The organism is Streptomyces sp. TM32 (genome assembly GCF_004122755.1).
Lineage (GTDB): Bacteria > Actinomycetota > Actinomycetes > Streptomycetales > Streptomycetaceae > Streptomyces > Streptomyces sioyaensis.
On sequence record NZ_SDIG01000159.1, the window covers coordinates 1 to 15,275 of the forward strand.

At 73.3% G+C, this 15,275-nt stretch carries 13 protein-coding genes and 2 pseudogenes; 2 read left to right on the forward strand and 13 right to left on the reverse strand.

Annotated features, from left to right (window positions below; translation table 11 throughout):
* The 7 genes and pseudogenes from EST92_RS26060 to EST92_RS26090 form a co-directional block, all read right to left on the reverse strand.
* Positions 1 to 208 (reverse strand): annotated as a pseudogene (locus tag EST92_RS26060) (chitinase); the annotation flags it as partial.
* A 194-nt stretch (positions 209 to 402) separates the two neighbouring features.
* The gene (locus EST92_RS26065) at positions 403 to 1,602 is read right to left on the reverse strand and encodes a cytochrome P450 (RefSeq protein WP_129283223.1); all 1,200 of its coding nucleotides are present in this window, start codon (positions 1,600 to 1,602) and stop codon (positions 403 to 405) included.
* Complete coding sequence (locus tag EST92_RS26070; protein ID WP_254069016.1) at positions 1,599 to 2,789, reverse strand: MAB_1171c family putative transporter; 1,191 nt, start codon at positions 2,787 to 2,789, stop codon at positions 1,599 to 1,601. Before EST92_RS26070 ends, EST92_RS26065 begins: the two co-directional genes overlap by 4 nt.
* A complete protein-coding gene (locus EST92_RS26075) occupies positions 2,782 to 3,348 on the reverse strand; it encodes an ImmA/IrrE family metallo-endopeptidase (protein WP_161981770.1) in 567 nt (188 codons plus the stop codon). The genes EST92_RS26070 and EST92_RS26075 overlap by 8 nt, the downstream gene beginning before the upstream one ends.
* A gap of 5 nt (positions 3,349 to 3,353) precedes the next feature.
* Positions 3,354 to 3,854: a helix-turn-helix transcriptional regulator gene (locus tag EST92_RS26080; protein WP_129247501.1), complete on the reverse strand. Its 501-nt coding sequence runs from the start codon at positions 3,852 to 3,854 to the stop codon at positions 3,354 to 3,356.
* 189 nt (positions 3,855 to 4,043) lie between these two features.
* The gene (locus tag EST92_RS26085) at positions 4,044 to 4,991 is read right to left on the reverse strand and encodes a hypothetical protein (protein WP_129283225.1); all 948 of its coding nucleotides are present in this window, start codon (positions 4,989 to 4,991) and stop codon (positions 4,044 to 4,046) included.
* Positions 4,992 to 5,282: 291 nt separating this feature from the next.
* Entirely contained in the window at positions 5,283 to 5,942 is a 660-nt protein-coding gene (locus EST92_RS26090) for a ScbR family autoregulator-binding transcription factor (RefSeq protein WP_129283226.1), read from the reverse strand.
* 99 nt (positions 5,943 to 6,041) lie between these two features.
* Between EST92_RS26090 and EST92_RS26095 the strand changes: the two genes are divergently transcribed.
* The gene (locus tag EST92_RS26095) at positions 6,042 to 6,962 is read left to right on the forward strand and encodes a ScbA/BarX family gamma-butyrolactone biosynthesis protein (RefSeq protein WP_254069017.1); all 921 of its coding nucleotides are present in this window, start codon (positions 6,042 to 6,044) and stop codon (positions 6,960 to 6,962) included.
* 228 nt (positions 6,963 to 7,190) lie between these two features.
* Positions 7,191 to 7,925 (forward strand): HAD family phosphatase, encoded by a 735-nt coding sequence (locus EST92_RS26100; protein ID WP_129283227.1) that lies wholly within the window; start codon positions 7,191 to 7,193, stop codon positions 7,923 to 7,925.
* 61 nt (positions 7,926 to 7,986) lie between these two features.
* On the opposite strand, the gene EST92_RS26105 is transcribed toward EST92_RS26100, so the two are convergent.
* The 6 genes and pseudogenes from EST92_RS26105 to EST92_RS26125 form a co-directional block, all read right to left on the reverse strand.
* Positions 7,987 to 8,697 carry an FCD domain-containing protein gene (locus tag EST92_RS26105; protein ID WP_129283228.1) on the reverse strand — a complete coding sequence of 237 codons (711 nt, stop codon included), beginning with the start codon at positions 8,695 to 8,697 and terminating at the stop codon, positions 7,987 to 7,989.
* 185 nt (positions 8,698 to 8,882) lie between these two features.
* Positions 8,883 to 10,115 (reverse strand): GMC family oxidoreductase, encoded by a 1,233-nt coding sequence (locus EST92_RS26110; protein ID WP_254069018.1) that lies wholly within the window; start codon positions 10,113 to 10,115, stop codon positions 8,883 to 8,885.
* A gap of 160 nt (positions 10,116 to 10,275) precedes the next feature.
* A pseudogene (locus EST92_RS32405) lies at positions 10,276 to 10,737 on the reverse strand (oxidoreductase); the annotation flags it as partial.
* Positions 10,734 to 12,143 (reverse strand): hypothetical protein, encoded by a 1,410-nt coding sequence (locus EST92_RS26115; RefSeq protein ID WP_254069019.1) that lies wholly within the window; start codon positions 12,141 to 12,143, stop codon positions 10,734 to 10,736. The gene EST92_RS26115 and the pseudogene EST92_RS32405, both read right to left, overlap by 4 nt.
* A 358-nt stretch (positions 12,144 to 12,501) precedes the next feature.
* The gene (locus tag EST92_RS26120) at positions 12,502 to 14,445 is read right to left on the reverse strand and encodes a YhgE/Pip domain-containing protein (protein ID WP_129283229.1); all 1,944 of its coding nucleotides are present in this window, start codon (positions 14,443 to 14,445) and stop codon (positions 12,502 to 12,504) included.
* A complete protein-coding gene (locus tag EST92_RS26125) occupies positions 14,442 to 15,131 on the reverse strand; it encodes an ATP-binding cassette domain-containing protein (RefSeq protein ID WP_254069020.1) in 690 nt (229 codons plus the stop codon). The genes EST92_RS26120 and EST92_RS26125 overlap by 4 nt, the downstream gene beginning before the upstream one ends.
* Positions 15,132 to 15,275 lie beyond the last annotated feature (144 nt).

Below are 15,275 nucleotides of genomic sequence, written 5' to 3' on the forward strand. Positions count from 1 at the left end.
CCTTCGGGGACGGGGATTTCGGGGCGGGGGCCTTGCTCTTGTGCGGCGAGGACGCCACCGGCCCGGGCTTCTTGGCGTCCTCCTGGTCCCCGGACGAGCAACCGGCGAGCAGCGAGGCGGCGAGTGCCGCAGCCGTCGCCGTCGCAGCGGTGGCCGGTATCCCGGTGCGGCTCCAGCGCACAGCGGACTCTTGCGTGTGGTTCGTCATACTCGGGCTGCATCCTTTGTGGGGGGGGGTGGGCAATGGTGTGGGGACCTGAGGTCCCGCACGACAGCCGCGGTCCTCCCCCACCGCCCCGGGAGCGGACCGCGATCCGGATCCGTTCCGGACCGACTTCCCGTGACACCAGGCAATCGCATCCTTTTTCGCTGGTCAAGGCTCGCCCTCCGCCGCACGGCGGCCTACCCGACGGCTACCGGCAGTTGCTTGAGTGCGTGCGAGCGGAACGACGCGCGCCACTCCAGCCGTTCGTCCGGCACGGCGAGCCGCAGCCCCGGGAACCTGTCGAGCAGGGTGCTCAGGGCGGTGCGGATTTCCAGCCGGGCCAGGGCGGCGCCCAGGCAGTAGTGGACGCCGTGGCCGAGCGCGAGATGCGTCTTGTCGGCCCGGAGGATGTCGAAGCGGTCCGGTTCGGGGTAGCGGGACGGGTCCCGGTGCGCGGACGCGAGCGCGAGCAGCACGGTGTCGCCCGTCGGAATCCGTACGCCGCCGATCTCGACGGGTTCCGTGGGGAAGCGCCGGATCGCCATCTGGTTGGGATGGGCGAAGCGGAACAGCTCCTCGACGGCCTCGGGCATCAGCTCGGGGCGGGCGCGCAGGCTGGCCAGCTGGTCGGGATGGCGGAGCAGGGTCAGCAGTCCGCCGCTGATCAGGTGCTGGGTGTTCTCGCTGCCCGCCATGAGGATCAGGAAGGCCAGCGAGACCAGTTCGTCCTCGCTGAGCCGGGCACCGTCGTCCCGGGCGGCGATCAGGGAGGACAACAGGTCGTCCGCGGGGTGTGCGCGGCGGGCGGAGATGAGGTCCAGGAGGTAGCGGTGGATGTGTCCGATCGCTTCGGCGGTGTGCCCCGGGTACTCGGGGGCGAACATGGCGGCGACCCATCCGGAGAACGTCCGGCTGTCCGCCTCGGGCACGGCCAGCAGGTCGCCGATGATGACCAGCGGCAACGGGTGGGCGAACGTCGTGACCAGGTCGGCCTGCCCCAACTCGGCAAGTCGGTCGGCGAATTGACCTGCCACCTCGGCAACCCGCGCGCGGAGCTGCTCGACGTGCCGCGGGGTGAAGCCCTTCGAGACCAGCCGGCGCAGCCGCAGGTGGTCGTCCGGGTCGATGTTGAGGAGATTGGCGTCCAGCGCGGGCGGCAGCGAGAACCCCTGGTAACCGTTGGTGGAATGGGCCTTGTTCACCGACAGCCGCGTGTCGGTGAGCCCGGCCCGGACGTCGCGCTCCCGGGTGACCAGCCAGACGGGGGATCCGTCGGGCAGCGCGATCCGGTGTACGGGCCCTGCGCTGCGCAGCCGGGCGTAGGTGGGGTAGGGGTCCTGGAAGAAGTCCTGGTCGAAGGGGCGGCCAAGGGCCGGTGCCGGGGTCTGCTGGGTCATGTGCGTTCCTGGGTTGCCGGGCCGGTGGCGGGGTGCTCGGCCGCGGCCCGGACGATCGGGGACGTGGTGAATGCTCGCGCCAGTTTGCGCTGGAAGGCGAGTTCGGCAGCGAGGTCCTGGGGCTCTGCCACGCGGGGCGTGGGCGGGTGGACGGCGGGCCGTCGTTGCGCGGCCCGCGCCGCCAGAGCGGCCCTGAGCTGAGCGGCTTCGACGGTGGCGGCCAGGTCGGTGCCGTCCAGGCCGGCCGCCCGGGCGCGCGCGTCGGCGGCGTCGGCCACGTCGGCCGGGATCCAGACGCGGAGCGCCCATTGGGCGTCGCGGATCTCGACGAGTCGGCGGTAGAGCCGGGTCCGTAGATCCGTGTCGGGTTCGAGGTGCAGCACCGGTTCGGGAATCTGGGCGGTGACCTCGCGGTGCAGCGGGCCCAGCTCCCGGTAGGCGCGGTAGTCGGTGAACCGCTGCCACAGCGCGGTGAGATGGCGGCCCCAGTCGGGGAGGATCCAGCCCAGTGTCTTGCTGAGGGTGGCGATGGTGACGGCGACCTGGGCCACCGGCTCCCAGGCCTGCCCGTCGACGCCGAACTGGGCGGCCACGATGTCGGCGGCCCGGCATCCGGTGTAGACGAGGGCGAACGGCAGCGTCGCGGCGATGAGGTACAGCCCGCGACGCATCCAGGGCTGCGGAGCGATCCTGGCGTAACGCCAGCCGAGGACGCCCACGTCGACCTGGTTCGCGGCGTAGGCGAGCAGGTAGAGGGCGAGGTAGGCGGGGTAGTACTGGGCGCTGTCGATGGCGAAGTCGTCGGGCTTCTCCCCGCGGCTGGTGGCCACGGTGAACAGCACGACCATGGCGACGAGTACGAGCCCGAGTCCGATCAGCCGGGGGCGTGCCTTGCGCCAGGCGACCGGGGCCTCATGGCTGAGGTGGAGCAGCACGATCTGCTGGCACGCCGTCAGCAGGATGACGCAGCTCTGCGACAGCAACCCGGAGAAGTTGACGATGCCGACGGCGCTGCTGGTCGCCGCCCAGACCGCGGGGGTGGAGACGGTGTAGGTGACGAACAGGAAGAAGAAGTTGGCGAGCAGCGCCACCTGCGTCACGGAGCGGTCCGTGCGCAGTACGCGCAGTTTGTACAGCAGCGCCAGGCCGGCGACGGCAGCACACAAGGGGTAGAGAACGCTATTCATTGCTTCCTCGGAAGGCGGGGTTGTCCAGCGCACCGAGCCGGGAGACCAGCTCTTGCATCGCGGGTGGGACGGGCCGGACGTGGTCGGCGGTCCAGCTGCCGATCCGGCGCCCGATCAGCGAGCCGACGTACTCGGCTTCGGTCTCCGCCCAGGACCGGGCGTGTTCGCGCCCCAGGGTCCGGCGGATCAGAGCCGGGTCGAGCGAGGGCAGCAGGAGCCGGGAGGCCTCGGGGGTGAGGACCGGGCTCGCCTCGTGGTCGCAGACGAGGTGGCCCAGCTCGTGCAGGATGACCTGCTGCTGGTGCACCGGCGCGAGCCGCTGCTCGTAGACGACGTACTCCGTGCTCGCGGTGGAGACCCACAGGCCGTCCGGGCTGCCCAGCGGCAGCGGGCAGGGCAGGAGCTGGATGGGCCGTCCGGAGCTCCGGCTGAGGTGTGCGCACAGGTCGTCGATGGACAGCTTCGTGTGGGCGGGCAGCCCGAGGGCGTCGACCCGTCGTTCGCACTGTTCGCGCAGCCGCGTCGCCTGCGGGTCCGCGTCCTTGTGCCGCCAGCGCATCACCATCACTGCGGCGAGCGGTCATTGCGGCCCTGCCCCGGCAGGTCCTCCAGGGTCGCGCGGGCGGCCTCGGCGGTGCTGACCAACCGGGTGATGAGATGGCTCAGTTCGCTCAGCGAGGAGTCGGGGGCGGCAGGGCCGGTCTGCCGCAGCGCCACGCTCTCGACGCGGTGCGTACGCATCTTCCTGAGCAGCTCCAGCTCGGAGTTGACATCGTCGAAGACCTGCTCGTCGAGGAAGTAGGCCACCCGGGAGACGCCCAGACTGTGGGCCACCTTGACGAGGGTCTCCACGGTCAGGTTGGTTCCGTCCGCGGATTCGGCAGCGGCCAGGGTGCGCTTCGAGACCCCGGCGAGTTCCGCCAGCCGGGCCAGGGTGAAGGGGCCTTCGGGGTGGTGGTGGCGGATGTGCCGGAGCCTGCGGGCGATGGCGGTCTTGGCGGCGTGCGCGGCCCCGTCCGGACCGGCGGACGTGCCTGCCGCCCTGGCGAATTCGTGGCGGTCCAACCTTGTCCCTCCGTGGCGTGTGCACCAAAGGGTCGCACGCGGCACGGTGCGACCCTTCAGTGCAGGGTACGCGGCGCCGCTGACCTGCGTACGCGGGACGGGGCACCCGGCCTCGGCTGCGGGAATCTCGCCCGCCGGAGTCCGGTTCGGCCGGAACGGAGCGGTCCGCCGGCCGAATCGGGCGACCGGTCAGGTACCCGGGGCCTCGTCGTGCACGGTGTCCAGCCCGGCGCAGATGTGCGGGGCCGGCAGCGGCCACGGGGACGACAGGGCGGATTCCACCGCCATCGACTCCCGCGCGGTCCGTTCGGCAGCGCTGCGCGCGGCTCCCAGGCGGCCGCGCCAGATCAGTTCCTCGGCGATGCCATAGGCCCAGGAGCCGAGCCAGCCGCTCTGCCGGGGGCAGTGCAGTGCCAGCGCCCCCCGCAAGGCGTCGTAGGCCCGCAGGAGTTGGTGGGAGAGTTCAGCGTCGAGATGCTCGGCGTGCGGACGCTCGTGCAGCGGCGGGACCGGGCAGTCGGCCAGCAGGTGGGCCACTCGCCGGCGCAGCAACTCCGCGCCTTCCTGGAGCCGTTGGGGATCCGACCCCTTCGGGCACGACGCCTCCCAGAGCTCTTCGAGCGGATCGCCGGCCCGGGACCACGGCGGCGCGGGCGCCTCGTCGCACGGGGATTCGTCCGCGGCGTCCGGGGAGGGCGCACCGCCCTCCGGACGACCGCCGCAGTGGCTCGCACACTCCGGGACGTGATCCGCCACGGGCGAGTGCCGCAGGAAGTGTTCGTAGCGCAGTTGGGACCACAGATCGCGCGGAGCGGCCGGCCCGGTGAGCAGCCGCCAGACGGGGGCGACGTTCCAGGTGTAGCCGGTGACGCGCTCTATGTGCCCGGAGCCGCGCGTGGCGAATACGGCCAGCCGCCCGGTGGAATTGTCCTGCACCTGCGTGTAGAGGCTTTCGCCGAGTTGCCAGGCGGCGCCTATCCCGAACGGCGCTTCCTGAGCGCCCGTTGCCCCTTTGTGCGCGGCGCCGGGCAGCAGCGTGCGCAATGCCGTGTCGTCCGCCGGCTTTCCCTGGGCGACGAGGAAGGGAATTCGCTCTCGGCGGCTGCCGGAGAGAGAACTGCTGCGATCAGCCGCCATGCGGGTCTCCCGTCGTGGTTCGGCATGCGGCAACAGCCGTACCCGGCTTGGCCGCAGAAGCTATGACGGTCACTGGCCGTCCCCCTATGGCCATCTTTCGACGGCCCCGCATCGAGACGATAGACATAAGCGCACTGCGGTGCAACTAACTGCTGATGTCATGCAATAAATTGCACCGCGGGCATGGCATGGGGGCTCGGATGCAGCGAGGTCGCGCGCGGCGGTCGTTCCGGACGCGGCTCGTGCCGTGCGCGGCGGACGACCGCACGGGCCGGGTGCCGCGCGCGACAACTATGCCGGTTCGGGTGCCGGCCTGCCGGTACGAGCCCGTCGGCGCACCCGGTCGAGCAGGCCCGCGGGGTCCGGTTCGGCCTGGAGGCCGCGGAGCAGCAGCAGCCACAGGTCGTGCAGATGGGCCTCGATGTGCCGGCGCCCCTCCAGGGCGTCGGAGACGGTGTGCAGTCCGAAGAAGGCGCAGACGACGCTGTGCGCGGTGGCGGCGGGCCGCACACCGGCGGCGAGTTCGCCGTTGTCGCCGGCCTCTTCGAGGAGCTGGGTGACCAGGTCGATCCAGCCGAGGAAGGGGGCGGGAAGCTCGGTTTCGATGGCCTTGCGTTCGGCCCAGAGACGGGATCCGGCGCGTACCACGATGTCGTCACGGAACGCCCGGGCCACGTCGAAGCTGAGTCCGACGAGTTTCTCCAGGGCGGGCAGACCGGGCTTGCGGTACCGGGTGATCAATTGCGGCCAGGTGGCAAAATGCTCCTCGACAATGGCGAGGGCGAGCTTCTCCTTGCTGGCGAAATGGAAATAGATGGCCCCGCTGGTGCGGCCGGAATGTGCGCTGATATCGCTGATGCTGGTGCCGGCGTACCCTCGCTCGTCGAACAGGGCCGCCGCCGCCTCCAGAAGGAACCTGCGTGTCGTCTTCGCCCGGATCTGCACGTACACCTCAGATGTCGTTCTCGTGCCGGCGGCCCGCAATCTATCGCGCTGCGCCACCCGGAATGAACAGGTGCGCATGTTCGAATTTCGATATTCCCTGGTCGTATGAGTTCCTCTACTGCTGGCACCGCCGGAAAGAGTGAGCCACTCAGCTGGTCCCGCACCGTCGAGCGGGAGCTGGTGCACCGGACTTCCGTGGCGGAGGTCCTCCTTACGGATGTACGGCGGACGGATACCCCCCATGTCTTCGCCGCGGCCGCGTCGTGGCCGCGTGCCCATGCCACGTTCCCCCGCGACGGATCACCCCGGCACAGCCCGCTGATCCTGGTGGAGACGCTGCGTCAGCTCGGTCTCTACATCCCGCTGCGGTTCTACGCCGTTCCCACGGCGTGCCACGCGGTCATCACCGACCTGTACTTCCGCCTCGCGCCCGGCAACGAGCCACCGGCCCGCGCCGGAGCGACCGAGGTCACCTGCCGCGCGTGGGTGAGCGCGGTGCGGCGCGGTCCGGGCCGTCGCGTCTCCGGCCTGCGCCTGGACGCCGCCTTCACCGTCTGCGGGCTGGCCTTCGGGCAGGGAGGCGGCGGTGTGCGGTTCCTCAGCGACGCGCAGTACCGCGCGCTGCGCGGCAGGTCGGCCCGCATCGGCATGGTGGCCGCCGCCCCGGAGGCGGCCTACCGCCCCCCGGCGGCGGAACTGTCGGTGAACCACCCGCAGGACGCGGTCCTTGCCGTCGCCGGGAGCGGGCTGCTCCTCTCGCCGGCCGACCCGCTGCACCCGTTCCTCTTCGACCACCCGACCGACCATGTGCCGGGCATGGCACTCCTGGAGGCCGCGCGGCAGGCCGCCGCGTACGGCAGCGGGGGCGCCCTGGGCCGGCCGCGCGCCGGCCGATTGAAGGCCGTCCGGTTCACCGAACTCGCCCCGCCCGCACGGGTGCTGTGCACGCAGTACGACTCGACCTGCGTCTTCCGCATCACGCAGGACGACACACGGACGGCCTACGGAACCCTGAGTTACTCATAGGACCATACAATATGGACAATTAGGAGCCTATTGACCACGCCGAGTTGCCGTCCGTAACGTAACGATCGTTATTTTCCGCTGCAGAGCGCACCAGGTTCCCCCTTTCGCGGTGGCTGCCCTCTGCCGGAAACCCCCAGCCCGGTGCCCGGCGGCCGTCATTCGACGCTGCCTCGCCCCGCAACGCGACCGGTCATTCGCCGCTCCGGGCCTGTCGGAACGGAAACCCGGATGACCGCACATCGCTTTTTCTCCTGGACACCCGCCGCCGTGGTCTTCGACTGCGACGGCACCCTGATGGACACCGAACGCCACTGGGTCGACGCCCGCGACATGGTGCTGCGCGAATACGGCTGCACCCCCTCGGCCGAATTCTCCGAACAGGCCCGGGGACTGCACTACACCGAATGCGGGCGCCTGATGGCCGAGGCGGCCGACCGCCCCGACCTGACCAAGGACATGACGGACACCCTGCTCGACCGCTTCCGCGAGCTCGTGGCGGCCAACCCCACCACCATGCCCGGCGCGCCGGAACTGGTGCATTCGGCCGTGCAGTTCGCCCCGCTGGCGGTGGCCAGCAACTGCCCGCTGGAAGTCGTCGAGTCCTGCCTGGGCCTGGCCGGACTCCGGGAGTGCTTCCAGCACATCGTGGTGCCCGACGCCGCCATCAGGCCCAAACCGCACCCCGACGTGTACGTCACCGCCGCCCGGCTCTGCGGCGTCGACCCGGGGGACGCCCTGGCCGTCGAGGACTCCCACTGCGGCGTGCAGGCCGCCGCGGCCGCCGGCATGCGGGTGCTCGGGGTCGGCGCACAGCCCGGCGAGAAGGAGCAGGCGCTGGCCGACTGGTGGGTCGACTCACTGGAGGAGCCGACGGTGCAAGGGTGGGCGGACGCCCGGATCCCGGCCCAGGGCACCAGGCAGGCCGACGCCGGGGCCACCGGCGGCGGGGTCATCGGCTCCTAGGCCGGTTCCGCGCCGTCCCGCCCGGTCTGCGCTCCGGACACCCCTCCCGGCCGGTCAGCGGTCAGGGCTCCCGGCCCGGCCGCTGTCCGTCCGTGGTGCGCATGAGGCCTTCGGTGTCGGTCATGTAGGCCTCCAGGGCCCGGCGGGCGGCACGCTCGTCGCGCGCGGCCACCGCCTCCGCCACCGGGTGGAGGCGGTCCGCGGCGGCAGCGGCGTCCTGGAACGGCCGGGCGAGCGCCTGGCGGACCGGGAGGTAGCCACCGAGCAGGGTGTTCGTCATGAGCAGGTAGACGCGGTTGCCGGTGGCGCGGGCCAGAGTGCGGTGGAACTCCGCGTCGGCGAGCTGCACCTGGTCGGCGTCGCCGCCGGCGCGTACCACGGCGACCTGCTGCCGCAACGCCGCGACGTCCCGCGCGGTGGCCCGGCGGGCGGCCAACTCGCCGATCAGCGTGCCCACTTGGCGGCGTACCTCGAAGATCTCCGCCAGCCAGGCGCCGTCCCGCAGCACCAGGGACGGCAACAGCTCCGCGGTCCCCAGCCGCCAGAAGTCCCGGACCCGGGTGCCCACTCCGTGCCGGGTCTCGACCAGGCCCGCCTGCATCAGACGGACGAACGCATGCTTGAGCGTGGTGCGGTTGACCCCGTAGGAGGCGGCCAGCTCGCGCTCGGGCGGCAGCAGGGCACCCACCGGGTGCCGGCCGTCGATGATCGCGTCCCGCAGCCGGCGCTCCAGGGCGTCGACCGTCGTGTCACGAGTGATCGGATCGTCCATCGGTGCCGCCACCGTTCCCCCCACCCCGCGCCGCCCGGGGCGGCCGTCCTCCGTTGCCGTGCGCTCCCCACCGTACAAGGGCGCCCGGCCGGCCCGTGCGGTGGTCACGCCCGCCGTACGTCCGGCCGGACACCTCGGCGTACGGCCGGACGCGGGGACGGCGCCGCGCGGACCGGGACCGGGGCTCAGCCGCCGTCCGGCCGGCAGGCCGCCTCGGACACGGCGCGGGCCAACGCCATGATGGTGAGCTGCGGGTTGACCTCCGGGCAGCTGGGCAGCGCGGAGCCGTCCGCGATCACCACGCCCCGCACCCCGCGCAGCCTGCCGAGCGGATCCGCAGGTGCCCGCCGGGCGTCGGCCCCCAGGGCGACGGTCCCGGTCGGGTGGAAGGCGGACAGGTGGAGTTGGCGCGGGGTGACCGGTTCGAGGACGGCGTCCAACTCGCGGGGGCTCCGGACGGCCGGAGCGCCCGGTACCCCCGTGAACACCTCCTCGGCGCCGGCCGCCAGCAGCAGCTCCCCCATGGCCCGTACGGCGCGCAGCAGTCGCCGGCCGTCGCGCGGGTCGAGGCGGTACCAGGAGACCGCCCGCTCCCGGCCCGTCACCCGTCCGCCGGGCCGGTCGGCGATCATGGCGCCGAGGGTGGCGAGATGGCCGGAGCGGTCGAGACCGGCGCGCAGCGCCCGGCCCGCCCCGGGCAGCACGAACGAGCTCAGGCCCGGCGGCGGAGCGGTGGCCTCCAACAGGATTCCCTGGTCGTGGAGTTCCTCGACGCCGGCGCTCTGCAGCACCGACGGTGCGCCGGCGACCGGCTCGGCGAAGCGGCCCGCCACGCTGGTCGCGGGGTGGACCGCGAGATTGCGGCCGGTCATCGGATGGCCGCCGAGGCCGGAGCGGCGCAGCAGCAGCGGTGACTGGAGCGCACCGGCGGCCACGACCACCAGCGGGGCCAGTACCTCGAAGGTGGTGCCGTCCGGCCGCCGGGCCGCGACCCCGGCCACCCGGGGGCCGCCCGGCCGGTCCCGCTCGACCAGGAGGCGCCGCACCCGGGCCGAGGTGACGATGCGGGCGCCGTGCGCGCAGGCGTCGGGCAGCACCGACAGCTGCACGCTCTGCTTGGCCCCCGTCGGGCACCCCACGACGCACTCGCACGAGCCCCGGCAGCCGGGCGCGTTGCGGCGCAGGGCGTCGGCCCGCCAGCCCAGCCGCTCGGCGCCGAGCAGCGCGAGACGGCCGTTGGTCCCCAGGACATCGGTCGGCTGCCGGGCCACGGACAGGGTGCGTTCGGCCTCGTCGAGCTGCCGGCCGAACTCCGTGGCGTCGGCGAGCGGCAGGCCGAACTCCTGCCGCCAGCGCGCCAGCACCCGGTCCGGAGTGCGGTAGCAGGTACCGGAGTTGACGAGTGTGGTGCCGCCCACCGCCCGCCCGCGGCAGCAGCACACCGGGCACGCCCAGCATGACGCTCGCCCCGCCGTCCCGGTAGAGCTCGCCGAACCGGTCGAGCGGGGTCCGGCGGGCGAACTCGGCGGTGCTGTGGTGGCGTCCCTCTTCCAGCACCAGCACCCGCAGTCCGGTCCGGGCCAGGGTGCGGGCGGCGACGGCGCCGCCGGCACCCGAGCCGACGACGACGGCGTCGGCGCGCTGCCTCTGCGGCCACTCCGCCGAGGGCACACAGTCCAGCGGCGGGTCCGCGGGCGCTGCCGGACGGGCCACCGGGGTGGTGCGGCGCGCGTGGTATTCCGTACCGGCCGCGAGGAGCACCGGAATCTTGACCAGGTCCAGGAGGTGCGCCGTGCCAGGCCGGCGTGCCAGGCCGGTGACGGTGCGCTCCCGCTCCTGCGGGGTGAGGCGGGCGAGCGGCCGGCCGTGACGGGCGCGGGCGGCGGCGTCGACGGCGGTCGCCGCCGCCGCCATCGCCGCACGGGTGGCGCGCGGCATGGCGGCGAGGGCGGCATCGAGCCGGCGGGCCACCGCGCGCACCGTCGCCGGGTCGTCCTCGGCCAGCAGCGCGGCCAGCAGCCCCTCGGTCGCGGTGTTCATCGCTCCCCCACCTCCGCGTGCGCGGTGCCGCGCAGGGTCCACACGGCCTCCGGGCGCCAGCCGCCCCACCAGCGCTCCAGGACGACCCGGGCGTCGGCCGTGACGCTGTTGCGGCACACCGCACGGCTGCCGTCCGGGTCGGTGTACTCCAGCGCCAGGGTGCGTTCTTCGGGCTGGTGCACCGTGACCCGGATCCGGCGCGGGCCGGCCCGTCCGGTGACGGTCCAGGAGGGCAGGCCCACGTCCGCCCGGAAGCGGCCCGGCCCGAACCAGCCGACCGCGGTGCGGGTGCCGCGCCGGGGCCAGTCGCGGCCCGCCCGGCGCAGCCGCAGGAACACCAGCGGGGGCAGCCGGTCCAGGCCCCGGCGGCGGGCCACCGCCGCCACCACCTCCAGGACGTCACCGCCACCGAGGTCGGCGTGCAGCCAGGCCCAGCGCCGGGCGTTGCCGTGGCCGTAGATCCGTCCGGTGGCACCGGGGGCGCCGGCCAGGGTGAGGTCGGTGCCGGGGCCGCGGACCGTCCCGGTGTAGCGGGCCCGGCCGCCCGGAACGATCTGCGCGGCCGGCAACAGGGGGCGGCGCCAGGCCCAGGCGGGGAAGGTGTGCAGCGTGGGCCCTTCCTGATCCTCCGTCAGGTCCCAGGTGTAGGGCCCGCAGCTGCCGCGCAGCCGGCCGGGTCCGGCCGCGACGCCGGTGGCCCGGAACCCGGTGGCATCAGGCGTGACCGGTTCGGGGCCGAAGCGGGCGTGGGCGACCGGTCCGCCGGGCGGGCACACGGCCACCCAGCCGTGCGCGTAGCCGCCGCTCCCGTCCTCGGGGGCGGTCACCTCGTGGTGCAGCCAGAGGCCGGTGCCGGTCGACGGCTCGGTGACGGTGGTGTACCAGACCTCTGTCCGGCCGGGCCGGCCGTTCCACCGCGGGGCGAGCTGCTCCGGGCCACGGTCCGCGGCCGGGAAGCGGAAGCTTGCGAGCAACGGCAGCAGGGCGCCGGCGAGCGAGAAGCGCACCGTGCCGCGCCCGGCCTCCTGCTGCGCGTCGTCGTGGACGGTGAAGGGCAGGACGGTCAGGGAGTGCAGCGGGCGGCGCGGCGAGAGGGACTTCCAGCCGTCCAGCAGGTACGTACGCCCGGCCGTACGGAAGGAGAGACGGTAGCCGATGCGGCGCCGGGCGAGCGGCGAGATCTCCATCTCGCCCTCCACAAAGGCCTCCTCGCCCCAGCCGCGCACCCGCAGCCGGCCGCGGACCCGCGCCTCCGTGGTGCGCCAGGGCAGCAAGAAGGTGTCGGTCCGGACCTCCAGATCCAGCCGGACCGGCCGGTCCTCCGGCTCCCCGGTCAGCCGCACGCTGCCGGTCATGGTCTCGGTGAACCGGGTGCGGCGCTTCTCCATCGGACGGCGCTTCGTCATCGGGTGACGCCCCCTCGGCGGCCTGCCGCCCGCCGCCGGACCGGGCCCGCCGGGCCACCCGTCGCGACGGCGCCCGGCGGGCACCCGGGACTCTCCTGCGTGGGCGTGCTCTGCATCCGACAGCTCCTCACCGGCATGGATCGGCAACACTGGCTCAGTGGATGAGCCACTCAACCAATGGAATTCCGGGGCGTCAAGAGGTGTGCGGGGAGCCGGAGTTGGCCCCGGCGGCGATGTGGGCAGCACCCGTCACCCTCCCTGGCGGCGGTCCGCCGTGCCCCGCAGAGTCGTACGGGCCCGGACCCCGCCGCCGGGAAGCGGCAGCCGGTTCCGGGCCCGTACGGCCGGGTCTACGGCCTCACAGCGAGACGTCGGGGTGCAGCCGCCCGACGGTCCACACCCGCTGACGCCGTACGGCGAGCGCGGTCACGGCGAGGAAGCCGGCCGTGAAGACGAAGAGCACGACGAAGTCCCGCAGGAGGTTCGTGGTGAGCCCGCCCGACACGGTGACCCGCAGTCCGTCGACGAGATAGGTCATCGGGAGCAGGGGGTTCAGCACCTGGAAGAAGGCCGGTTCGGTGGGCAGCGGATAGAGCCCGCCGGAGGCGGTGAGCTGAAGGATGAGGAGGACCAGCGACAGCACGTCGCCGGGCACCCCGAAAACCGTGCGCAGACAGTGGTCGACGGCGACGAACGCCCCCGCCGCGGTGATCAGAAGGGCGAGCGTCCAGAAGCCGTGGACGGGGTCGAGCCCGAGGGCGAGATCGACGACGCCGTAGAGCACCAGCGCCCCCACTGCGCCGAGCACGGCGGCCGGCAGCCACCCCGCGACGGCGGTGGTGAACGCGCCGACCCGGCCGGCCAGCGCCCGGGGGTTGAGCGGGCGCAGCAACAGGTAGGCGAAGAGGCCGAAAACCCACAGGGCGATACCGAAGAAGAACGGCGCCAGACCGCGTCCGTAGACCCCGGCCGGATGCAGGTTTCCCCGGTCGATGTGTACGGGGGTGCCCAGGACCTCCGCGGCGTGCGCGACCTGGTCGGGGCTGGTGCGGGGGATCTTGTGCAGTCCGTCGTCCACGGTGCGGGAGACGTCCTGGGCACCGTCGTGCGCCTGGTCCGCGGCGGTGCGCAGGGCTCCGGAGCCCTTCTCCAGGGTGCCGAGCCCTCCGGCCAGGCCGTGCGCGCCGTCCGCGGCGCTGTGGGAGCCGGTGTCGATGAGGCGGAGCGGGGTGTGCAGGGCCAGCACGTCGCGCCGGAGGGAGCCGAGGTGATTCTGGAGGCGCTCGGCGTCGTGGAGGGACCGCCGGGCGTTGTTCTCGGCCGCGGCGGCCCGGCCGTCGAGGTCGGTGGCGGTCGCGTCCAGTGCGCGGGCGTGGCTCAGGGCCCGTTGGTAGACCGGGTCGTCCCGCAGGTCGGGGTGGGCGTCGCCGAGGCCGGTGAGGTCCGCCACGGCCCGTGTGGTGCCCTTGTGGGTGGCGCCGGTGGCGGTGTGCACCGCGTCCAGACCGTCGGTGGTCAGCCGGGCGGTGGTCACCAGAGTGGAGACGGCCGCCGGAAGGCGGTCGGCCGCGGCCTGGTCCAGTCGGCCGGAGAGGGTGTCGATCTGCCCGGCGGCACGAGCGATCTGCCGCGCCCCGGCGGCAACCCCGTCGGCCCCGCTGCGCAGGCGGGACGTGGCCGAGGTGACCGTGGAGGTGCCCTGTTGCGCGACGCGGGTGGCTCCCACCAGCCGGTGTGCGCCGTCGGCTGCGGTGGTCAGCTTGTCGCGTACGTCCGACAGTTCGCCGTAGACGCTCCGCACATAGGCGGCGTGGGTGGCGGAGTTGACCTGGTCCTGCAGCTTGTTCTGCACGACCTCGGTCATGATGCCGGCGATGTAGTTGTTGGCATCGTTGAGTTCGATCCGGATGCCCGCTTGTTGCGGGCGGGTGTCGGCACCCGTGGCGAGCTTGCGGCTGAAGTCCGGCGGGATGCCGACGGTGAAGAGGTAGCGGCCGTGCTCCAGCCCGTTCCGGGCCTCGGCCGGGCCGACGAAGTGCCAGTCGAAGGTGCCGGACGCCTTGAGCTGCTGGACCAGTTGGTCGCCGGCGTCCACCCGGCGGCCCTGCCGGGCATGCGCCAGGTGATCCTGGTTGACCACGGCGACCGGCATCCGGTCGGTCTTGCCGTACGGGTCCCAGTTCGCCCAGAGGTACATGGCGCCGTACAGCAGCGGCACCAGGCAGAGCAGGGCGGGCACCAGTCGGCGCACCGGACCGCGGAAACGCCTGAGTTCCAGCAGTGCCAGCTTGACGGCTCTCATGTGTCGGCGTCCTCTCGGGCAGCGGCCTTGTCGGCCGGGAGGCGGTCCCGGCTGCGCCGCGGCAATAACAGCGCGGTCAGGCCGGGGACGGGCGGCGGCTGGAGGCACCCGGCCAGCACGGTGGGGCCGTCGTTCCGGACCCGTTCCAGGGCCTGCCACACCGGTGGCTGCGCGTCGGGCGGCAGACCGGCGTCGACATCGTCGACGACGAGGGCACCCGGCTGCTCGGCGAGGGCCAACGCGGTCGCCAGCAGCAGCCCGCCCGCCGGGCCGAGGTCCTCGACCAGGTCCGCCCTGCGCGGGGCGATGTCCAGCGTCCCGAAGGCCTCGCGGATGCGGCGCTCGGTGACACCCGGGCTGGTCAGGCAGCGTTCGGTCATCACCTCCCGCACCCGCAGCCGCCCTTCGAGCGCCACCGCGGGCGCGGCCCGGGCGACGGCGACCACCCTGCGCACCCGCCGGCCCTCGGCGGGCAGGACATGTCCGCCGACCCGGACGGCACCGCCGGACAGCCGCATCCGCCCGGCGAGCGCGAGCAGCAGCGACGTCCGCCCGGAACCCGCCGGACCGTGCACGGCGAGCAGTCCGCCCGCCGGTACGTCCAGGTCCACCCCCTCGAACACCGGCCCTCTCGGACCACGCACGCTCGCCCCGCGGGCCACCACGTCCACTCCAGCCGCTGTCATGCACCAAGTCCTAGCCGGGACGGGCCAACTCACCCGTGTGTCAGGCCAGTTGTGACGATGGTCACGTGGGTGGGGGTGCGGGAGGTGATGACCGAACGCTGCCTGACCAGCCCGGGTGTCACCGAGCGCCGCATCCGCGAGGCC